Raw genomic sequence first — 21,271 nt, 5'->3', positions numbered from 1 at the left:
GGTAGCCCGGCGCAGTGGCCGGGCAAACAATCAGGACGTTGGAATCTTCAGATTTTGACCTAGCATCACATTGGTCGATTTCAAATTATTCGCCTGCATAATCGCTTTCGGGCTAACACCGTAATGCGCAGCAATGCCCGTTAATGAATCACCTCGAACCACTTTATGACGTACCGGTTTTTGTGCGGCCGTCGTGCGGCTGGCTGCGGCGCTGGCGGGCACTTTTAAACGTTGGCCAACCCAAACTACATCACGCTTCAGGGTATTCATCTCACGCAACGTCGCCATGCTAACGCCATATTTTTCCGCAATCCCGGAAAGCGTTTCACCGCGTGTCACCGTATGACGCTGGGTAACGCCCGTGTACTGCGTTACGCCCGTGGCCGGATTACTGGCAACACTAATCGTCGGCTGCGAGCCGACTGGGCGGTTTTCCTCCTTTGGGACCGATTGTAGCGGGTGCGCCAGGAAATAAGTGCGCAGACCTTTATAGATCGACTGCGCAATTTTTTCCTGGTGTGCGCTACTGCCAAGCAGTCGCTCCTCCGAGGTATTACTGATAAAACCGGTTTCCACTAACAGTGAGGGAATATCCGGCGAACGCAGCACGCCAAGGCTGGCATGCTCAGGTAGACGCTTATGAAGGGTTGCGACACCCCGCATCTGTTGCAATACTTTTACCGCGATGTCATATCCCACGCGCTGCGAATGACCAAATTGCAGATCAAGCACCGCCTGGCTGAGATAAGGATCGGCCTGACTGTTTGCCAGCAAATCGCCCGCGCCGCCGAGCAGTTCAGATTGCTTCTCTTTCTGTTCCAGCCAGTTTGCCATTTCGCTGTTAGCACGCCGATTCGACAACACCCAAACTGACGCACCGGTCGCCGCATGGCTTGGTGCCGCATCGGCGTGAATCGAAACCAGCACGTTGGCATTGGCCTTACGCGCTACATCCGAGCGCCCCATGACCGAAATAAAATAGTCACCGTCACGTGTCAGCACACCTTTGAACATCGGGTCATTGTTCAATAACACTTTCAGCTTGCGAGCGATCGCAATGGTGACATTCTTCTCTTTTAAGCCATTCTGCCCCATCGCGCCGGGATCCTGACCGCCATGCCCGGCATCAATCGCCACAATTACCGTATCGTTAAGACTGGATGCGGAGCCAGGCCGAACCGTGCTTGCAGTACTGGTTACAGCGGTCACCGGACTCGCATCGAAAGGATTGCGGGTTGAGGTGCTTTGTGTCGGAACGCGAGAAGGTGTTAGCGTGCGGGAAGGTGTGCTTCGTGTTGCAGGCCGCGTACCGTTGATGGTAAACACCACGTTGTAATTGTTGCCATTGCGCTGCGTCACTGCACGCGTTTTGCCTGGCTGCGTTAGCTCAAGCACCAACCGAACGCTTTGCTTATCTTTCGGCGTGCTAGTGCGAATGCGTTTAACGATGTTTTCGCCACTGAAATTCAGCGGTAAACCTTGAATAACGCCGCTTTGACGAATATCCAACACTACGCGATCGGGATTACGCAGCGGGAAGAAACCGTAAACCGGTTGGCCGGCAAAGCTAAGTGTCACCGTTGCCTGACTGTCGCCATTCGCCACTTTAATATCAGAAAGATTCGCGGCAAACAGCGGTGTGGCAACCAGTAACAACAGTGTTACCAGCGCGATTTTCATCCGTGACATCATGCTTGATTCCTGCCTTGCTCAATCTCATCAATCCATGTTTGACCCAGTGGCGATTGCGCCACCAGCTCAGCTTCACGTGCCGTATCAACGTAGCGCAGCGTCAGTGCCAAATCGGGCGGCGGCAAAACGCCTGCGCCCTGCTGCGGCCATTCCACCAGGCAAATTGCGTCTCCCGTGAAATAATCACGAATTCCCATGAACTCAAGTTCCTCGGGATCGGCAAGACGATAAAGGTCGAAATGGTAAAGTGAGCGATCGCCCAAGATGTAAGGCTCAACCAGTGTATAGGTTGGACTTTTTACATTGCCTTGATGGCCTAACGCCTGCAGAAAACCACGGCTAAAGGTGGTTTTACCCGCCCCGAGATCGCCATACAAATAGATAACCGCCGCGCGGTGACATGCGCGAGCGAGTTGTGCACCTAATTCCAGCGTTGCCGCTTCGTCAGGCAGAGAAATAACACAGGTTTTCATGCTTTATTATTGATTCATCTCTGGATTAACAAACTGCCACAGCAGATCGAATAAGTCTGTCGCTAACATGCCGCGGGTGCCGCGTTTCGCTGCCACCGCATCGGCTGCAGCGCCATGCGCCACACAACCCGCACAAGCCGCATCGAACAGCGCCAATTTTTGCCCCATCAGCGAGGCGATAATACCGCTCAGCACATCGCCCATTCCGCCTGAAGCCATCCCTGCGTTCCCTACATCAGCAAAAGCCATTTCACCCGCTTCGCTGGCGATAATCGTTCCCGCGCCTTTTAATACCACAACACCACCATAGCGATTTGCTAAAGCTTGCGCGGCATGTAAGCGGTCACTCTCAATTTCGCTGGTCTTTATTCCCAGCAGGCGAGCCGCTTCACCTGGATGTGGCGTAATGATGCGATTCTGACGTTTCTCCGCACTGATTGCCAGCAGGTTAAGAGCATCAGCATCCCAAAGCATCGGCTTTTCGCTTTCAGCGACGCTTTTCAGTGCCTTCTTACCCCAATCTCGCTGTCCTAAACCTGGGCCAATGGCAATCACATCTGCCCATTCCAGCGCCTCGCTCAACCGTTCATCGGTTAATTCATCTACCATGATTTCTGGCCGTGCAGTCAGAATCGGCGCGATGTTATCTTTGTGAGTGAGTACTCGCACTAAACCACTGCCGGTGCGCAGTGCAGCTTCTGAAGTCATGCGAATAGCGCCTGCGGTTCCTGCATCGCCACCCACGACCAGCAAACGTCCCTGATTGCCTTTATGTGAGGTAGGTTTACGAGGTTTCAACCAGTGTGACAAAAAGCAGGCGTCAAAACGTGCCATAGGTGCTGTTTCACCGGACAAATAGGCGCTCAAGCCTAAATCTGCATAATTCAGCTCGCCAATGTAATCGCGGGCTTTACCGGTGATTTGACCCGGTTTCAGCGCAATAAAGCTCAACGTATGGGTTGCATCAACGACATCGCCAGGCGCACTGCCGGTGGCGGCAGACAGACCGGACGGCATATCAATGGATAAAACCGGCGCAGCATGCCTGTTTGCCTGCTGAATCAAAGTGGCATAAGGTTCCGCTGGCGCCCGATTGATTCCAGTGCCCAATAGCGCATCAATAATGAGATCAACTTTTTCGGGCCAGCTTGCATCGGCCGCATGGATTTCTCCCCGCCTCAAGCCAGGCGTCACGCGCGGATTGTGCTTCTTCAGGAAGCGGCTTTTTCCCTTCACAGGCCAGCAGCGTAACCTGTTTTCCCGCCGCTTGTGCCAGCCGCGCCACCACATAACCATCACCACCATTGTTACCGTGACCGCACAAAATTAACCAGCTCTGCGCCTCAGGCCAATGGGTTTGACTGTGCTCATAGGCAGCCTGACCGGCGCGCAGCATCAGTTCATATAAGGTAATCCCGAGCGTATCGGCGCCTTCACGCTCTAGCTGCGCCAGTGCCTGCGCAGGCCAGACAGAATATGGTAAACTGCCCCTGTTTTTCTTCGAATCCTGGTTACTCATGTCATACCCTCTCGATCTTCATCAACTCGCTCAACACATTAAACAGTGGGGATTAGATCTCGGCTTTCAGCAGGTCGGCATTACCGATACCGATCTCAGCGCGGAAGAGCCGCGTCTGCAAGAGTGGCTGGATAAGCAATATCATGGCGAAATGGATTGGATGGCGCGCCACGGTATGATGCGTGCCCGGCCGCACGAGCTGTTGCCTGGGACACTGCGCGTCATCAGTGTCCGCATGAATTATCTTCCGGCAAAAGCCGCCTTTGCCAGTACGCTGAAAAATCCCCAACTGGGCTACGTCAGTCGTTATGCTTTGGGACGTGATTACCACAAAGTATTGCGCAATCGACTGAAAAAGCTCGGAGAAATGATCCAGGCACACTGCGGCGAGCTTAACTTCCGCCCATTTGTTGATTCTGCGCCGCTGCTTGAACGCCCGCTCGCCGCCAAAGCGGGCTTGGGCTGGACCGGCAAACATTCACTGATTCTCAACCGGGAAGCGGGCTCATGGTTTTTCCTTGGCGAATTATTAATTGATCTGCCGTTGCCGATTGATGCGCCACAGGAAGAAAACTGCGGACGCTGCGTAGCCTGCATGACCATTTGCCCAACCAATGCGATTGTCGAACCCTACGTAGTGGATGCACGCCGCTGTATTTCCTATCTCACCATTGAGTTGGAAGGGGCGATCCCGGAAGAGTTCCGTCCGTTAATGGGCAACAGAATTTATGGCTGTGACGATTGCCAGCTGATCTGCCCATGGAATCGCTACGGGCAATTAAGTGATGAACCCGATTTTTCACCGCGAGCAGCGCTGCATGCGCCTGAGTTGATCGATCTTTTTGGCTGGGATGAAGCAAAATTTCTGCGTATTACCGAAGGTTCTGCCATTCGCCGGATTGGGCATTCCCGCTGGCTGCGTAATATTGCTGTCGCGTTAGGCAATGCACCCTGGTCAACGGAAGTGGTAGCAGCGTTACAACAGCGTCGGGGAGAACAGGCTTTGTTAGATGAGCATATTGAATGGGCATTACTACAGCAGCAGCAGAAACGTGAGCAGCTGGCTATTGAAGTGCAGCCGGCTCAACAAAAACGGCTGGTTCGTGCAGTGGAGAAAGGATTACCGCGTGATGCATGATTGAGCAACATGCTAGTCAAAAAAGTTTTTCCACACCTTGTGAATAAAAATAAAAAGCTGTTGTCATTCAAACGACATAACATTATCAAGTCGCTTAAATAACAAATTGAAATATTTTCATTAACTTATTATTCAATAGGTTACGCTGAAATTGTGTTTATTTAAGAATTGGGCTATCGCTTGGCTTGCTAATCAAAGCTGTGGATAACTCTGTTTAAAAGAGTTTTGTAGATCGCTGTGAATGGCATAGATGACGGCGTGTAGCGCTGTGGATAACCTTTAGAAAAGCGTCGACAGCAACAACAATCAACGTGTTATATAACTGGCTGATTTTATGTCATCAAAAAAATTTGGAGCGGGAAACGAGACTCGAACTCGCGACCCCGACCTTGGCAAGGTCGTGCTCTACCAACTGAGCTATTCCCGCATAGAAGGGTACTGCAACTGCTAAACACATTTTGGAGCGGGAAACGAGACTCGAACTCGCGACCCCGACCTTGGCAAGGTCGTGCTCTACCAACTGAGCTATTCCCGCAAAGAGGATACTGCTACTGCTAAAAAAATTTGGAGCGGGAAACGAGACTCGAACTCGCGACCCCGACCTTGGCAAGGTCGTGCTCTACCAACTGAGCTATTCCCGCGCCTTGTACCGTTAATAAATTCTTCACCGGTACGGGGTGCGCATTATACGAGAAATCGTTGCTGCTGCAAGTGCCTGAAAGCAAAATTTTTCGCTTTCGATGCGTTTGCTGATTAAATCAACAAACTGGCGATTTCCTGCGCACCGCCTGACGCTTAAAGCTGCAAAAAGTGCTCGCGGTAATAAACCAGCTCGGCAATGGATTCACGAATATCATCCAGCGCCTGATGCGTTCCGGTTTTTTTGAAGCCTGGCAAAATACCCGGCTTCCAGCGACGCGCTAACTCTTTCAGGGTGCTGACATCCAGATAGCGGTAATGGAAGTAGGCTTCCAGTTCCGGCATGTATTTGAACAGGAAGCGACGATCCTGCCCAATGCTGTTACCACAAATAGGCGAAGTATTGGCTGGCACCCATTTTTTCAAAAACTCAATGGTCGCCAACTCTGCCGACCGATCGTCAAATTCACTGGCTTTTACGCGCTCAACCAAACCGCTGTTGGTATGGGTACGCACGTTCCACTCATCCATCAGCGCCAGTTGTGCATCAGACTGACGCACCGCCATCACCGGGCCTTCTGCCAGGATGTTCAAATCGGCATCGGTCACGATGGTCGCGATTTCAATAATACGATCGCGTTCCGGATCGAGGCCGGTCATCTCAAGATCAATCCAGATCAGATTGTTTTCATTTCCAGTAGCCATGCTGTTACCTGCCGTTGCTGTAGTCGTCATTAACTGTGATTAGGGTGTATCATAGACGTTTTGCCCAGCGGGGCGAAACCAGGCGAAAGCCGTGTGAGGGTTAGTGAGCAAAAATAAACTGTCGAAAGGTCAACAACGTCGCGTAAGTGCTAACCACGATCGTCGTCTTAATCAGCGGAAAGATCGCCCGGAAGCTGACGACAATCTGTTTGGTGAAGCTGCTGATGGCGTGGTGGTCAGCCGTTTCGGGATGCATGCCGACGTCGAAGACAGTGCGGGCATCGCCCATCGTTGTAACATTCGCCGCACCATCCGTTCATTAGTGACCGGCGATCGCGTTTTATGGCGTCCTGCCCACAGTGGTGGTAAAGGGATCGTCGAAGCGGTGCATGAACGCACCAGCGTATTGACCCGTCCCGATTTTTACGATGGCGTAAAACCCATCGCTGCCAATATCGATCAAATAATTATTGTTTCGGCGATTCTGCCAGAGCTGTCGCTTAACATCATCGATCGTTATCTGGTCGCCAGTGAAACGCTGGATATTGAGCCGCTGTTGGTGCTGAACAAAACCGACCTGCTGGACGAAAAGGCACGCGCCTTTGTTGATGAGCAGATGGATATCTATCGCCAGATTGGCTACCGCGTGTTGATGGTGTCCAGTCGGGCAAAAAACGGCCTTGATGAACTGCAGGAAGCGCTGAACGATCGCGTCAGCATTTTTGCCGGCCAATCGGGTGTGGGTAAATCCAGCCTGCTGAATGCGCTGCTCGGCCTTGATCGCGAAGAGCAAACGGCCATTCTGACCAAAGATGTTTCAGATGCCTCCGGCCTCGGCCAGCACACCACCACCGCTTCACGTATGTATCACTTTCCCAATGGCGGCGATGTGATCGATTCACCGGGCGTGCGCGAGTTTGGTTTATGGCATCTTGAGCCGGAACAAATCACCCGTGGATTTGTCGAATTCCGTGAGTTTCTTGGCGATTGCAAATTCCGTGATTGCAAGCATGACACCGATCCGGGTTGCGCTATCCGCGAAGCGGTAGAAGCAGGTAAAATTAACATTTCCCGTTTCGAGAACTATCACCGCATTTTGGAAAGCATGGCGCAGGTAAAGACGCGTAAAAACTTCGCCAGCGAAGAATAACGGCCGGTATTCGCCATCTGACCGGGGCGCTGCTACAATCCGCCCCCATTTTTCTTAACGTCACGATAAATAGCCAGGAGGCTAAGGTGTTTGATCGTTTAAAACTCGGCTTGAATCATGTTCTCCCGAAAAAATGGCTGACTGAACTTGCCGGTTGGGGCGCCAGTCGCCGCGGTGGTTGGTTGACCAAACTGGTCATCGACATCTTCGTCTGGTTCTACAAAGTTGACATGGCGGAAGCGCGCAAATCTGATACCGCTAGCTACCGCACTTTCAACGATTTCTTTGTTCGCCCGTTGAAAGATGACGCGCGCCCGATTGACCTTGATGCAAACCTGATCGCCCTGCCCGCCGATGGCGCAATTAGCCAGCTTGGCCATATTGATGGTAATCAGATTTTTCAGGCTAAAGGCCATCATTACACCCTCGAAGCACTGCTGGCCGGTAATGAGCAGATGGCGGCGAAGTTCCGCGATGGCGAGTTTGTAACGACTTATCTGGCACCGCGTGATTATCACCGTGTACATATGCCGTGCAATGGCATCCTGCGCGAAATGATTTACGTGCCAGGCGATCTCTATTCAGTAAACCCGCTTACCGCGCGCAACATTACCAATCTTTTTGCTCGCAACGAGCGCGTCATCTGCTATTTCGAGACGGATATTGGCCCAATGGTGCAGATCCTGGTGGGTGCCACCATTGTCGGCAGCATTGAAACTGTGTGGGCAGGTACCATTACGCCGCCGCGTGAAGGTGTGATTAAACGTTGGCACTATCCTGCGGCTGATGATGAAGGCGCAGTGGTGTTATTGAAAGGTCAGGAAATGGGCCGCTTCAAGCTGGGCTCGACGGTCATTAACTTGTTCGCACCAGGCCGCATAAAACTGGCAGAAAGCCTGGAAGCTGAAAGTAAAACACGTTTGGGCCAACCGCTGGCGATGACGCTACCGATGGCGCCCCACGTTTCTGACGTTATCGTCGACTAAATTGAGTGTTCCCTTTGCGTTCGATCCTCTTCTTGCTGCTGAGCCTGTGGCTCAGCACCTCAGCCTTGGCGGCCAGCGTTCCGGAAGCCAGTTCTTTAAAACAGCAGCTGGAAGAGGCGAAAGCCGCTAAAAGCTCTCCGGCACAGGCGGAACAGATTCAGTCGCTTGAAGCTGCGCTAAATTCCCTTTCTGAACGTGATGAATCACTGGAACGGGCCCGGCAGTATCAGCAAGTTATTGATGACTTCCCGCGCCTTTCCCGTGAAATACGCCAGCAAATTGCCTCGCTAAACGACAGTCCTAAAACCCTTCGAACGACGATGAGCAGCGCTGAATTGGATCAAGAGATCCTGCAGGTCAGCAGCCAGTTGCTGGAAGAGGGACGGCAGGCTCAGCAGGAGCAAGATCGCGCGCGTGAAATCAGTGACTCCCTCTCTCAACTGCCGCAGGATCAGACAGAAGCGCGTCGCGCCATGACTGAAAGTGAGCGTCGTTTGCAAAGCGCAGGCAACGGCGGCACCACGCCGCAATCACAGACGCAATTGGCCGCACGTCAGGCAGAAAATGCCGCGAACAAAGCGCGCGTTGATGAGATAGAACTGGCACAGCTGTCAGCCAATAATCGCCAGGAGCTGGCACGCATGCGCGCGGATGCGCATCAACGCAAAGCCGCACAGTTAGATAACTATCTTCAGTTACTGCGTAATCAGCTCAACGACCAGCGCCAGCGCGAAGCTGAACTGGCGTTAGCGCGGACAGAGCAGTTGGCGGAAAACAGTGGCGATCTCCCGCCATCAATCAGCGATCAGTTCCGGGTTAACCGCGACCTTTCGGGTGCGCTGAATCAGCAGGCGCAGCGTATGGATTTGGTGGCTTCGCAACAGCGACTGGCTACCAATCAAATTATTCAGGTGCGTCAGGCGCTCACCACGTTACGCGAACAGTCGCAATGGCTGGGTGCATCGAGCTTACTGGGCGAAGCGTTGCGGGCTCAGGTTGCCCGCTTACCGGAGATGCCGAAGTCCCAACAGATTGATAACGAGATGGCGCAGCTGCGGGTGCAGCGCCTCTATTATGAAGATTTGCTGGAACGTCAGGATGCGTTGCGTAAAGCGCATCAGGCCGATGGACAGCCTTTCACCAATGATCAAAAACGTATTCTTGATGCGCAGCTGAAAACCCAGCGCGAACTGCTGAATTCGCTGATCTCCGGCTGCGATACCTTGATCCTTGAAATCACCAAGCTGAAGGTCGCTAACACGCAGCTTCAGGATGCGTTAACAGAAGTCAAAGACGCGACACATCGCTACCTTTTCTGGACTGCCGACGTCAGCCCCATTAGTTTGAGTTATCCGCTGGAGCTGGCTAAGGATCTGTCGCGTCTGCTGTCGCTCGACACCTTAGGCCAGCTCGGCAAAGCGCTGGCGATGATGTTTACCAGCCGTGCTACGGTGCTGCCTATTATCGGCGCGGTTTTATTGGTGGGTTTCAGTATTAGTTCACGCCGCCATTTCAACGGCTTCCTTGATCGCTCTGCCAGCAAAGTCGGCAAGGTAACGCAGGATCGTTTTCGCCTGACGATTCGCACCGTGTTTTGGTCGATTCTGGTGGCGTTACCGCTGCCGGTATTATGGGGCGCGCTGGGTTATGGTTTGCAAAATGCCTGGCCTTATCCGATCGCAGTTGCGATTGGCGATGGCATTACCGCCACGCTGCCGCTGCTGTGGGCGTTTATGATCAGCGCTGCATTTGCACGTAAAAACGGTTTGTTTATTGTGCACTTCCGCTGGCCCCAGAGCCGCGTGGCGCGCGCAATGCGTTATTACTCGCTGAGTATCGGCCTGATTGTGCCGCTGATTATGTTGCTGATCGCCTTTAGCAACCTCGAGGATCGCCAGTTCTCCTCCTCGCTAGGCCGCCTCTGTTTTATCCTGATCTGCGGAGCAATCAGCCTGGTTACCGTTAGCCTGAAACGTGCCGGTATTCCGTTACATCTGGATAAAGAAGGCAACGGCGAAAACATCATTAACCGCGTGTTGTGGAATTTGATGATTGCGATCCCCCTGCTCGCCGCCCTCGCCTCGGCGATTGGTTATCTGGCGACCGCGCAGGCGCTGTTGGCACGTCTGGAAACCTCGGTAGCGATCTGGTTCCTGTTGCTGATCATTTACCACATTATTCGTCGCTGGATGTTGATTCAGCGCCGTCGCCTCGGCTTTGATCGTGCCCGCGCACGCCGTGCCGATATACTGGCAAATCGCGCGCGCAGCGAAGAAGAGAAAGAGCAAGGCGCGCAAAATGTGGATGCGATTGAGATAGAAGAACCGGTCATTGATCTTGATGCCATTAGTGCGCAATCGTTGCGGCTGGTGCGTTCTATTCTCACCTTGATTGCTTTGGTTTCGGTGATTGTCCTGTGGTCAGAAATTCATTCGGCCTTCGGCTTCCTTGAGAATATCCGTCTGTGGGATGTGAACACGTCTATACAAGGCGTCGAGAGCATTCAACCGATCACGCTTGGCTCAGTGTTGATTGCGATCCTGGTGTTTATTATCACCACGCAGCTGGTACGTAACATGCCCGCACTGTTGGAGTTGGCTCTGCTACAACACCTTGATCTTACGCCTGGCACCGGTTACGCCATTACCACGCTAACCAAATATGTGTTGCTGCTAATTGGTGGCCTGCTGGGTTTCTCATTGATCGGTATTGAGTGGTCGAAACTGCAGTGGCTGGTCGCCGCACTCGGTGTTGGATTGGGCTTTGGTTTGCAGGAGATTTTCGCCAACTTTATTTCTGGCCTGATTATTCTGTTTGAAAAACCTATTCGCATCGGTGATACCGTGACAATTCGCGATCTCACCGGCAGCATCACCCGAATCAATACCCGTGCGACCACCATTACCGATTGGGACCGCAAAGAGATTATCGTGCCTAACAAAGCGTTCATTACCGAGCAGTTTGTTAACTGGTCCTTGTCAGATTCAGTAACACGTGTGGTGTTAACCATTCCAGCGCCTGCGAAAGTGAGCAGTGAAGAGGTTACGACCATTTTGAAACAGGCCGCCGAGCGCTGCAGTTATGTTCTGGATACTCCGCCACCAGAAGCATTCCTGGTTGATTTACAGCAGGGCATTCAACTGTTTGAATTGCGTGTTCATGCCGCTGAGATGGGGCATCGCATGCCGCTGCGCCATGAATTGCATCAGCTCATCCTGCAAGGCTTTGACCAGCACGGCATTGAAATGCCCTTCCCTCCATTCCAGATGCGAATGGAAACGTTGGGCAAGAAAGCGCCAGCGACCAATGGCGCGCCCGCGTCACGTAATTTCAAATCAGGTGGTTTGTAGAAAAAGATTTGTAGGGACAAAGTGTAAACAAAAACGCCCGGTTAGACCGGGCGTTTTTCTGTTTATCTCACGCTTACTGCTTCACAAACTCTTCACCCTGCGCGATATCTTTCTTCAGGGTTTCCAACATGCCATCCAGTGCCTGCTGCTCAAAACTGCTTAAGTTACCCAAAGGCTTGCGTTCAGCGACGCCATTTTTTCCCAGCAGCAGCGGTTGTGAGAAAAAGCGCGCATATTCCCCATCGCCTTCGACATAGGCACATTCCACCACGTTCTCTTCGCCTTGTAAGGCGCGTACCAGTGACAAGCCAAGGCGCGCTGCCGCTTGTCCCATGGATAACGTTGCTGAACCGCCACCCGCTTTGGCTTCTACCACTTCAGTACCTGCATTCTGAATGCGTTTGGTTAAGTCCCTGACTTCCTGATCGCTAAAGCTGACGCCTTTAACCTGTGACAGCAGCGGCAGAATAGTCACGCCCGAATGCCCACCGATGACTGGAACTTCAATATCGCCCGGTGATTTGCCTTTTAGTTCAGCAACAAAAGTATTGGCGCGAATGATATCGAGCGTAGTGACACCAAACAGGCGGTTTTTATCATACACGCCATGTTTTTTAAGCACTTCAGCGGCAATGGCTACCGTAGTGTTGACGGGATTAGTGATGACGCCAATTAACGCTTTAGGTGCAGTTTGAGCAACCTGATCAATCAGGTTACGGACAATGCCCGCGTTGACGTTAAACAGGTCAGCGCGATCCATGCCGGGCTTACGTGCCACACCGGCAGAAATTAATACTACGTCAGCGCCTGTCAGGGCTGGCGTGGCATCTTCTCCACTGAAACCTTGAATTTTTACCGCAGTAGGAATATGGCTGAGATCGACAGCGACGCCAGGCGTAACCGCGGCGATATCATAAAGGGTGAGTTCTGAACCCGCAGGAAGCTGCGTTTTGAGTAAGAGTGCGAGCGCTTGGCCAATGCCACCTGCAGCACCGAGGACGGCAACTTTCATTCGTGACTCCTTATTAAGGTGGGGCAGAGAAGAGCCGAAATTCCATCTGAGTCAGACCTTAATCAACAGCTCAGGCGATGACGATTATCCGCGCTCATTCTACGTGCTAACGCGCTTAATCTCCGGATTCAATAATTACTTATCATCTCATTACCTGAATGACCGACAACTTCGCCGTCTGCAGACAGAGAACGGCTGTGTTCGTTATCTGTTGCTACATCTCCAATAGTATAACAACTTTGCAACCTTTGCCCTGATGCGTCATAAAGCGCGGTTTTGGTCTGAACAAAAATCTTTGCTATTATCCACGCCCGCTGGCCGCTTCAGATAGCTCACTTGCTAACCAATTGAATAAAAATTCATTTAAATGCATAATCATCGCTCTGCCGTGGGCTGAATCCCGGTTATTCCCCTTTTTTATTGGTAACCTATGCGAAACCCATCCAAACAAGACGATCTGATTAAGGCCTTTAAAGCCTTATTAAAAGAAGAAAAGTTCAGTTCCCAAGGCGAGATTGTTCAGGCGCTGCAGGATGAAGGCTTCGAGAATATTAACCAGTCAAAGGTTTCTCGTATGCTCACCAAGTTTGGCGCAGTGCGTACTCGCAACGCCAAAATGGAGATGGTTTACTGTTTACCTGCAGAATTAGGCGTGCCCACCACCACCAGTCCACTGAAAAATTTGGTGCTGGATATCGATTACAACGATGCACTGGTGGTGATTCATACCAGCCCCGGCGCGGCTCAGTTGATTGCACGCTTGCTGGACTCCTTAGGAAAATCAGAAGGTATTCTTGGCACCATTGCAGGTGATGACACCATCTTTATCACCCCTGCCCGCGCCTTCACAGTTAAACAACTGCACGACGCTATTCTGGTTTTATTCGAACAAGAGCTATAAACCCCGCTTTGGCTGCCGGCAGTTAACCTGCCGGTTACGCGTTCTTTTCTCTCTGTTACACAAGAAACTCAAATTTTTTCTTAAAATTCAATATATTGATATTACAGCGCTTCATATTTAGCGCTGCGCGCAAATGGTTAAACCTTTGCGCCAACTTAACCATTTGCGCTATTTTACACTGCTTTACATCACAGACTTAGCGTCATTACCCAGATCTAAATCAACTTGCAGCCATATCGACCACTACTTTTCGCACAAAAAGATAAAGTGATGCATGTCACTGTTTTAACATGAAATTAACCACAAAAGATCATTTTTTAACCACTTTTTATAACTTAAGGTTATTAAAATATGTCATAAGGATAAAGAATCGCAAAAAAACATTATTAGCAGAGTATTAATTTCTTCCGTTATTAGTTCTATACTTGTTTCCGTGATGCGAATCACACAAACAAAAAGATAAAAACAGACGACGAGGAAATATATATGAACGTTAAAACCACTATCGCCACCCTGAGTATTCTATCTGCCCTGTCATTTGGTGCTGTTGCAGCTGATTCTATCAATACTTCGCAAGCGCAAAATTTGCAGTCCGTTGGCACCATAAGTGTTAGCGGTGTCGCTGGCTCGCCAATGGATATCAACCAGAAGCTGAGTGATAAAGCCGATCAGCAAGGCGCAAAAGCCTATCGTGTGATTGAGGCTTACAACAACGGCAACTACCACGCGACGGCTGAACTTTACAACTAAGTTCAGGCGACAAGACAACAGATAACGGGCGGCCTTTTTGAAGCGCGCATATGCACTTCGGGTTGCCACCTCAAATTTCAGGAGAGTGAATCATGAAAACCAAATTAACCCTTGCCGTATTAAGTCTGGCTTCTGTTCTGTCATTTGGCGCTAGCGCTGCCAGCTTGGTTTCAAATCAACAGGCGCAGACTCTACAGCCTATGAATCAAACCATTACCGTAAGTGGTCGTGATGGTGATCAGACGAATATCCGTGAAGTGCTTTCTGAGAAAGCCGATGCGCAAGGTGCCAGCCACTATCGTGTTATCGAGAACAATCAAGACAACACCTATCACGTGACAGCTGAGCTGTATAAATAATTAACCGAACCGGTGTTTAAACGACACCTGACACATATCGACGACCCGCTTCATCTTTGAATTCCGCAGGTTGTTGATTGTAATGAGGAGACGAATTATGAAAATCAAAGCAACCATCGCTACAGTTAGCCTGCTTTCAGTTATCGCTTTTGGCGCATCTGCTGCCCAGCTAGTGACTGAACAGCAAGCACAAAATATGCAGCCTGCGGGAACCATCACCATTAGTGGTACGGCTGGCGCACCAATGGATTATCGTGCGCAGCTTTCTCAGAAAGCCGATGAGCAAGGTGCCAGCGCTTATAAAGTGATTGAAGCACGTACCGGTGATAATTATCACCTCACCGCTGAGCTCTATAAATAATTCCTCGTCAGTTTCTTGACGAACCCTTTGGCCCCGCTCGTCGGGGCCCTTTTTCGTTGTTATTTGACATTGAAATGGAGTTGACCTTCCAGCTCCTCTTCTGCTTCATCAAATAATAAAATTAGCGCGCCGTAGCGTCTTTTCTGTCCCTTGCCTAAGTTCACAAATTCGATGTGTAGCGGCATAGGCAATATTTCACCTGTGACAACTTCCCATAATCCATCCAGATCACAGATACGCCGATCTTCCAAAGCAAAACGTTCGCTGAACTGGCGAAAGAAATGGGCTTGATCAACGATCTCATTAAAGTCAAAACACTCGTTTTTCATGCGGACAGCTCCCATCCTCCCACTGCGGACGACCGCTTTCGTCGTCCGTAGTGATGAAACTAGTTCAGACCGCCCAGATGCAGCGCTTTGATTTCCAGGTATTCTTCCATGCCAAGCACCGATCCTTCGCGCCCTAATCCAGACTCTTTAACGCCGCCAAACGGCGCCAGTTCAGTTGATACCGCGCATTCATTAATACCAATCATGCCGCTTTCCAGCGCGGCTGAAACGCGAAAAACGCGCTGCAAATTCTGCGTATAGAAGTAGGCAGCCAGGCCAAACTCTGTGTCATTAGCGCGGCGAATAACGTCATCTTCATCATCAAAGCGGAAGCATGCTGCCACAGGACCAAACGTCTCTTCCTGTGCCAGTTTCATCCCTTCATGCGCCTCAGTAATGACCGTGGGTTGCCAGAAATTGCCACCCAATGCGTGACGTTCTCCTCCCACCAGTACTTTGCCGCCTTTAGCTATCGCGTCTTTAACATGCTGTTCTACTTTCTCTACCGCTGAAGACTCAATCAACGGTCCAACAATCACACCCTCTTCCATGCCATTGCCTACTTTAAGTTTTTTCACTTCGTCGGCGAGTTGGTTAACAAAGCGGTCGTAAACGGCATTATGGATATAAAAGCGATTGACGCTGACGCAGACCTGCCCGGCATTGCGGAACTTATTGGCAATCGCGCCCTGTACCGCTGCATCAATATCTGCATCATCAAACACGATGTAAGGCGCGTTGCCGCCTAGCTCCATCGACACTTTTTTCATGGTTTCGGCGGCGTTACGCATCAGCAGCTTGCCGACTTCCGTGGAGCCGGTGAAAGAGATCTTGCGCACCACTTTGCTGGCCATGATCGCGTCGCTGATAGCATGTGTGTCGCCAGCGACAGCATTCAATACGCCATCCGGCACGCCCGCTTTTTTGCCAACGCCAGCAAGGCAAACGCACTCAACGGCGTGTTATTTGCGGGTTTAATAATACCGGTACAGCCCGCTGCCAGTGCGGGTCCCAGCTTGCGCGTCAGCATTGCCATGGGGAAATTCCATGGCGTGATAGCGGCCACCACACCAATCGGTTCACGTGTAGCAAGAATGCGCGATCCCGCTTTGGCCGGAGGAATAATTTCACCATTTGCACGCTTGGCCTGCTCAGCAAACCACTGAATAAAACTGGCGGCATATTCCACTTCGCCTTCAGCTTCTTTTACAGGCTTACCTTGTTCAGCTGTCATTAGCTGACCAAGCCAGTGTTTGTTCTCAATCATCAGCTGATACCAGCGATTAAGAATATCTGCGCGGGCTTTAGCCGTTTGCGCTCGCCAGGCAGGAAAGGCGCGTTCAGCCGCAGCAATCGCCTGTTCGGTTTCGCTTTTCCCTGCTTTTGCGACCTGCGCTATTACCTCGCCTGTAGCGGGATTGGTCACGTCAAAGGTGGCGGCAGCGCGATGCCATTTGCCATCAGCCAGGTAGCCGGTCTGAAACAGTTCGCTGTCTTGTAGTGAAGTACTCATTGATTCGCTCCTGTCAGTTTCACTTTCCGTCAAGAAAGTATAGTTGGCAAAAGCGACAGGTTTTATGAAGGAATGGCATTGCGCAGGCCGCTGCGGTACGCAGCGGCCAGTTTCAGATTTGGATGAGCGTATTCTGGTATTTACTTAACATCAGTGCCAGCCGTTTTACCGGCTCAGTGACGCTAGCTGGCGCTTCGTACTGCTGCAATTTTTCTTGATAAACATCCAGTTCTTGCAGCAAACGCTCAAAGTAATAACGCCGCTTGTCATCGCTGCTGGCAGAGATCACCCGATCAGCGGTATAGCGAAGCTGGCGATGATAGGCCGATAAGTCAGCATTAACCGGCACTTCGGCATTACGTAGACGCTGATGACCGATAATCAACGTGAGCGCGATGCGGTACTTATCTATATCGCCAGGAAACAGATTCAACAGTAGAAAGAGTTGCTGATAGAGCGCAGGCAGGTGGTTTTCACGACGTCGTGCCTGATTGGTGGTCATCGCTGATACGGCTGCATACATGAAGCGGTTCAACAATTTGCGGCCGGTGCGCTCTTTTGATTTATCGCGAATCAGCAGAATTACCATCATCGCCACAAAACAACCAATGACCTGGCCCAGCACGTTATCGAGGAAAACGTTGAACTCGAACTGCATCGGATTATCCAGCACCAGCACGTTGATGGTGCCGATCAGCGCACCCAGCGTACCCAACTGGCGTCGCTGAACAAAGATACCGCCGATGAGACCCAGCAATCCAATGGCAATACACAACAGGAGCGCGCTTTGCTGGGTGCCCGGCAACACATACATAAAGTAGAGTGCCCCCAATGGCACCGCCACCGTCATGCCATACAGAAAGTCTTTGGCCATCATCAACGGATTTGGCATACGCATCGCCAGCGCGGTGATGACTGCCAGCATCACCATGCAGCCGCTACCAGAAGTCCATCCGGTATAAAGCCAAAACAACGAGCCCAGCGCCGTTGCTACAAAGGTACGGATACCGTTGATCATTGCATGATGCGTTTCTGCTGATCGTGCCTGAATCACTACCTCACGCTGTAAAATCTCCTCTTCCAGCGCGGTGATACGGCTATTACTTCTGATGCCGTTGATCAACAGCAAATATTCTGTGGCTGCGCCGACCCAGCTCGCCAGCGTGAGCGGCGAGGTTTTACTGCTGACGCCCAGCACCCGACGCATAATCTTCATACGCTGGTGCACGTCTTCGACGCTTTCAACCTCTTTTTCAATCAGCAAACGATACTGCGGCGCGATGTAATCTGGTCGGGCGTTTTGTATCAAAAACGTTTCCGCCGCTTGGGTAATCAGCGTCAGCGATAAGGTATTCAGCATTTGCAGGCGGCGATTAGCGTTCTGCCAGCGCGAAGATTCCATCATCAGCTGGCTGCGCATGCTGTTAAGTGCAGTGGTACGACGCACCAATGCGGCCCACGCTTTATCCACTTCCTCTTTGTCACCATGTGCAACGCAAAGTTGCAGCAATTTGTAGTGCGCCACCAGCAGTGAATCAACTTCCTGATCGATCACTTTTTTAATCGATCGCGGTGAGAAGATCATGTCGGCGAGGATCGCACACAAGATCCCTAAAACGATTTCGCTGCAACGCTCTACGGCATATTGCGGTGCTAACGTCAGGCCGCCGCTGGCATCCGCAGTAACCACGATAATCAACGCGGTATACCCGGCTAATCCCAGCGCATAAGAGTTTTCAACTTTAATCAGCGAGGAGAGCCAAACGCATAAACCGGCCCAGATGCAGCACAGTAGTAGCATCACCACCGGCGCACGCACGGTCGCAATCATGATGGTTAGCGCAGCGATACAACCAATGAAAGTACCGATAATACGGAGGATGCCGCGATAGCGCAGCGCGCCAGAATAGGGATCGCCACCTGCAGCAAAGGCGGTGCCGCCAGCGACAATCCCTGCGGTCATCACCGCCCAGCGTGGCGTTTCAAGATTGAGGTGAAAGCCGATCATCAACGCTGCGACCAGCGCGAAACTGAGCTTTACCGGGAAACGCAGAAACTCAATCATAACCCTTAACCGAACTCACGCAGGCGATTGAACAGCTTGCTCATCGGCGAGGCATTGGTATGTTGGCGATCCTCTTTTCCGGTGATAACCACTGTTGCGGTGGTGCCCGCCGGGAAGCGATTACCGGGCTGCTGATCGAGACGAATACGTACCGGCACACGTTGTGCCAAACGTACCCATTCAAGATTTGAATCCACGGTTGCCATACCTTTGGTATCTACCGAACTGCTGCTGTTTGTCACACCCGCGGCAACGCTGTCTACCGTGCCGCGTAACACCACGTTACTGCCTAAAGGTGTGACTTCTGCGCGGAAACCTTGCTGAACGCCGTGCAGCTTGGTCTCTTCCAGATATGCCAGCACATAGAACGAATGTTGCTGCACCAGCGCCACCGCGACTGAGCCGCGCGTGATGTATTCACCTTCAAAAACGTTAAGGTTGGTTACCCAACCGTCAGACGGTGCCTTGATCGTGGTGCGGTCGAGATCAATTTTCGCCAGATCGCGCGTAGCAATGGATTTCGCTAACTGATGCTCGCTGGTTTGCAGATCGTTGTTGGCTTGATCAATCGCTTCACGCGACATCGCAGAAGTGCCCAGCTGATTACGTCGTCCAGCTTCACGGCGTTTTTCGCTGACCAACGCCTGATAATACTCAACATCCGCCTGGGATTGATCCAACGCCTTTTGATAGCGCGGGCGATCCACCACAAACAGCGTGTCACCCTTCTTCACTAACTGGTTGTCGTGAATCGGGACATCTGTGATCAAACCAGTGACATCGGGTGAGATCGCTACGATATCGGCTGAGAATTTGGCATCACGCGTCCACGGCGATTCGGTGTAAAACACCCAAGCGCGAAAAATGATGATGACTGCGATGATGACTAACAGAATGGTAATCGCGTAACGCGCGATTTTTCTTATGAGCGTTTTCACTTAAACCTCAGACAAATAGACGGGATACAAGGTAAAACACACAGCAGTAAAGTGCTGTATTAAAAAGTGCCGGATGCCAGACAAGATCGTAAATACCGCTGGGCGTCAGCACACGCTTCACCAACCAGAACAGCATCAGTGAAATAATCAGTTCAATGAAAACGGGCGGAAAAGAGAGCCCAAACATGACAAATACCGGAAGCACACTCATCAGAAATCCTTAGTTCGACCTTGCCGGGATAATCCGTTGCCTAATTGAACCCATTAATGTTATCGAAGATAACGAACAGCTGAACACCACATCCGAACCACGGATGGCTTAATAATAGCGTATCATCGGGTGATATCAGGCAATGAAGAATCACCGGGTAATACCCCGGCGCGCTTATAGTAACGCGCTTGACTATACGTTTTCTACCGAATGTGATCTAAATCACTTTTTAGCCAGAGTAAACAATGGAACGACTAAAAGGCATGTCCATTTTCGCCAAAGTGGTTGAAATGGGTTCTTTTACCGCCGCTGCACGTCAACTTCATCTTAGCGTTTCGTCTATCAGTCAAATTGTTGCGAAACTGGAAGATGAGCTGCAGGTTAAACTTCTTAATCGCAGCACGCGCAGTATTGGACTGACTGAAGCAGGAAAAATTTATTATCAAGGCTGTCGCCGCATGCTGGCAGAAGCGATGCAGGTTCATGAGCAGCTTTATGCCTTCAATAATACGCCCATTGGTGTACTGCGCATCGGCAGTTCATCCACCATGGCGCAGAACGTTCTCGCCGGCATGACCAGCGATATGCTGCGTGAATATCCCGGGCTTAGCGTTAATTTGGTCACCGGTATTCCCGCGCCAGACTTAATAGCGGATGGGCTGGACTTAGTGATTCGTGTCGGTGCATTGAAAGATTCCAGCCTGTTCTCCCGCCGCCTTGGCGCTATGCCAATGGTGGTCTGTGCAGCAAAAAGTTATCTGGCGCAGCAGGGAACGCCGGAAAAACCCAGCGATATCGATAACTTTGCCTGGCTGGAATACAGCGTGCGGCCTGACAACAATTTCGAGTTAATCGCCCCGGAAGGTTTGGTTACGCGGTTATCACCGCAGGGACGTTTCGTCACTAATGATTCACTGACGTTGATTCGCTGGTTAAAAGCGGGCAATGGCATCGCTTACGTGCCAATGATGTGGGTGATTGAAGAGATTAAAGCAGGCGAGATTGATATTTTATTTCCGCAGTATCAATCCGATCCGCGTCCGGTTTATGCGTTATATACCGAAAAAGATAAACTGCCGCTTAAGGTACAGGTCTGTATCGATTATCTGACAGAGTATTTTGAACAGGTCGCCGAACAGTATCAGCAGCACCGTAAAAGCTAACAACCCGCCGGGTGGCG

The 21,271-nt window shown here is 51.2% G+C and carries 17 protein-coding genes, 3 tRNA genes and 2 pseudogenes; 9 read left to right on the top strand and 13 right to left on the bottom strand.

All coding sequences use genetic code 11. The features are described from left to right. Window positions 1–30: 30 nt before the first annotated feature. The 3 genes and pseudogenes from amiB to nnr form a co-directional block, all read right to left on the bottom strand. A complete protein-coding gene (gene amiB / locus KQP84_RS05275) occupies window positions 31–1,692 on the bottom strand; it encodes an N-acetylmuramoyl-L-alanine amidase AmiB (RefSeq protein WP_215845472.1) in 1,662 nt (553 codons plus the stop codon). Next, a complete protein-coding gene (gene tsaE, locus KQP84_RS05270) occupies window positions 1,689–2,165 on the bottom strand; it encodes a tRNA (adenosine(37)-N6)-threonylcarbamoyltransferase complex ATPase subunit type 1 TsaE (RefSeq protein ID WP_215845471.1) in 477 nt (158 codons plus the stop codon). The genes amiB and tsaE overlap by 4 nt, the downstream gene beginning before the upstream one ends. A 6-nt stretch (window positions 2,166–2,171) precedes the next feature. After that, window positions 2,172–3,684 (bottom strand): annotated as a pseudogene (gene nnr / locus KQP84_RS05265) (bifunctional ADP-dependent NAD(P)H-hydrate dehydratase/NAD(P)H-hydrate epimerase). On the opposite strand from nnr, the gene queG reads away from it, so the two are divergent. Then, complete coding sequence (queG, locus tag KQP84_RS05260) at window positions 3,683–4,822, top strand: tRNA epoxyqueuosine(34) reductase QueG (protein WP_215845470.1); 1,140 nt, start codon at window positions 3,683–3,685, stop codon at window positions 4,820–4,822. The pseudogene nnr and the gene queG sit on opposite strands and share 2 nt — an antisense overlap. Window positions 4,823–5,173: 351 nt before the next feature. Here queG and KQP84_RS05255 read toward each other — a convergent pair. The 4 genes from KQP84_RS05255 to orn all read right to left on the bottom strand — a co-directional run bounded on the left by KQP84_RS05255 (window position 5,174) and on the right by orn (window position 6,166). Then, window positions 5,174–5,249, bottom strand: a tRNA-Gly gene (locus KQP84_RS05255). Window positions 5,250–5,281: 32 nt separating this feature from the next. After that, window positions 5,282–5,357: transfer RNA gene (locus KQP84_RS05250), tRNA-Gly, on the bottom strand. A 30-nt stretch (window positions 5,358–5,387) separates the two neighbouring features. Next, window positions 5,388–5,463 (bottom strand) — tRNA-Gly (locus tag KQP84_RS05245). A 154-nt stretch (window positions 5,464–5,617) separates the two neighbouring features. Beyond that, entirely contained in the window at window positions 5,618–6,166 is a 549-nt protein-coding gene (gene orn, locus KQP84_RS05240; RefSeq protein WP_215845469.1) for an oligoribonuclease, read from the bottom strand. A gap of 103 nt (window positions 6,167–6,269) precedes the next feature. Here orn and rsgA point away from each other — a divergent pair, with 103 nt between their 5' ends. From rsgA to mscM, 3 genes are all read left to right on the top strand, one after another. Then, the gene (rsgA, locus tag KQP84_RS05235; RefSeq protein WP_215845468.1) at window positions 6,270–7,316 is read left to right on the top strand and encodes a small ribosomal subunit biogenesis GTPase RsgA; all 1,047 of its coding nucleotides are present in this window, start codon (window positions 6,270–6,272) and stop codon (window positions 7,314–7,316) included. An 86-nt stretch (window positions 7,317–7,402) separates the two neighbouring features. Beyond that, entirely contained in the window at window positions 7,403–8,302 is a 900-nt protein-coding gene (asd, locus tag KQP84_RS05230; protein WP_215845467.1) for an archaetidylserine decarboxylase, read from the top strand. A gap of 14 nt (window positions 8,303–8,316) precedes the next feature. After that, window positions 8,317–11,652 (top strand): miniconductance mechanosensitive channel MscM, encoded by a 3,336-nt coding sequence (gene mscM / locus KQP84_RS05225; RefSeq protein WP_215845466.1) that lies wholly within the window; start codon window positions 8,317–8,319, stop codon window positions 11,650–11,652. A 73-nt stretch (window positions 11,653–11,725) separates the two neighbouring features. Here mscM and mdh read toward each other — a convergent pair whose 3' ends face one another. Then, window positions 11,726–12,664: a malate dehydrogenase gene (gene mdh / locus KQP84_RS05220; RefSeq protein ID WP_215845465.1), complete on the bottom strand. Its 939-nt coding sequence runs from the start codon at window positions 12,662–12,664 to the stop codon at window positions 11,726–11,728. 430 nt (window positions 12,665–13,094) lie between these two features. Between mdh and argR the strand changes: the two genes are divergently transcribed. From argR to yhcN (KQP84_RS05200), 4 genes are all read left to right on the top strand, one after another. Beyond that, on the top strand, window positions 13,095–13,565 hold the full coding sequence (gene argR, locus KQP84_RS05215; protein WP_215845464.1) for a transcriptional regulator ArgR: 471 nt from the start codon (window positions 13,095–13,097) through the stop codon (window positions 13,563–13,565). 486 nt (window positions 13,566–14,051) lie between these two features. Further along, the gene (gene yhcN, locus KQP84_RS05210; protein WP_215845463.1) at window positions 14,052–14,315 is read left to right on the top strand and encodes a peroxide/acid stress response protein YhcN; all 264 of its coding nucleotides are present in this window, start codon (window positions 14,052–14,054) and stop codon (window positions 14,313–14,315) included. 92 nt (window positions 14,316–14,407) lie between these two features. Beyond that, entirely contained in the window at window positions 14,408–14,674 is a 267-nt protein-coding gene (locus tag KQP84_RS05205) for a YdgH/BhsA/McbA-like domain containing protein (RefSeq protein ID WP_215845462.1), read from the top strand. Between the two features lie 97 nt (window positions 14,675–14,771). Continuing rightward, complete coding sequence (gene yhcN / locus KQP84_RS05200; protein WP_215845461.1) at window positions 14,772–15,035, top strand: peroxide/acid stress response protein YhcN; 264 nt, start codon at window positions 14,772–14,774, stop codon at window positions 15,033–15,035. Window positions 15,036–15,094: 59 nt separating this feature from the next. Here the strand turns inward: yhcN (KQP84_RS05200) and KQP84_RS05195 are convergent, their stop codons facing one another. From KQP84_RS05195 to aaeX, 5 genes and pseudogenes are all read right to left on the bottom strand, one after another. Beyond that, window positions 15,095–15,364: a barstar family protein gene (locus tag KQP84_RS05195; RefSeq protein ID WP_215845460.1), complete on the bottom strand. Its 270-nt coding sequence runs from the start codon at window positions 15,362–15,364 to the stop codon at window positions 15,095–15,097. Between the two features lie 59 nt (window positions 15,365–15,423). Further along, window positions 15,424–16,877, bottom strand: a pseudogene (locus KQP84_RS05190) (NAD-dependent succinate-semialdehyde dehydrogenase). A gap of 112 nt (window positions 16,878–16,989) precedes the next feature. Continuing rightward, the gene (aaeB, locus tag KQP84_RS05185) at window positions 16,990–18,942 is read right to left on the bottom strand and encodes a p-hydroxybenzoic acid efflux pump subunit AaeB (protein ID WP_215845459.1); all 1,953 of its coding nucleotides are present in this window, start codon (window positions 18,940–18,942) and stop codon (window positions 16,990–16,992) included. Window positions 18,943–18,947: 5 nt separating this feature from the next. Next, window positions 18,948–19,880, bottom strand: coding sequence for a p-hydroxybenzoic acid efflux pump subunit AaeA (gene aaeA, locus KQP84_RS05180; protein ID WP_215845458.1), 933 nt, complete (start codon window positions 19,878–19,880; stop codon window positions 18,948–18,950). A gap of 7 nt (window positions 19,881–19,887) precedes the next feature. Beyond that, window positions 19,888–20,091, bottom strand: a complete 204-nt coding sequence (aaeX, locus tag KQP84_RS05175; RefSeq protein WP_031375118.1) for a p-hydroxybenzoic acid efflux pump operon protein AaeX — start codon at window positions 20,089–20,091, stop codon at window positions 19,888–19,890. A 245-nt stretch (window positions 20,092–20,336) separates the two neighbouring features. On the opposite strand from aaeX, the gene aaeR reads away from it, so the two are divergent. Beyond that, window positions 20,337–21,254 carry an HTH-type transcriptional activator AaeR gene (gene aaeR, locus KQP84_RS05165; protein ID WP_215845457.1) on the top strand — a complete coding sequence of 306 codons (918 nt, stop codon included), beginning with the start codon at window positions 20,337–20,339 and terminating at the stop codon, window positions 21,252–21,254. Window positions 21,255–21,271: the final 17 nt, after the last annotated feature.

Origin of the sequence: Candidatus Pantoea bituminis (genome assembly GCF_018842675.1) — a bacterium.
GTDB lineage: Bacteria > Pseudomonadota > Gammaproteobacteria > Enterobacterales > Enterobacteriaceae > Pantoea > Pantoea phytostimulans.
Note: the sequence above shows the minus strand (reverse complement) of the source record. Positions and strands in the feature narration are given on the sequence as shown.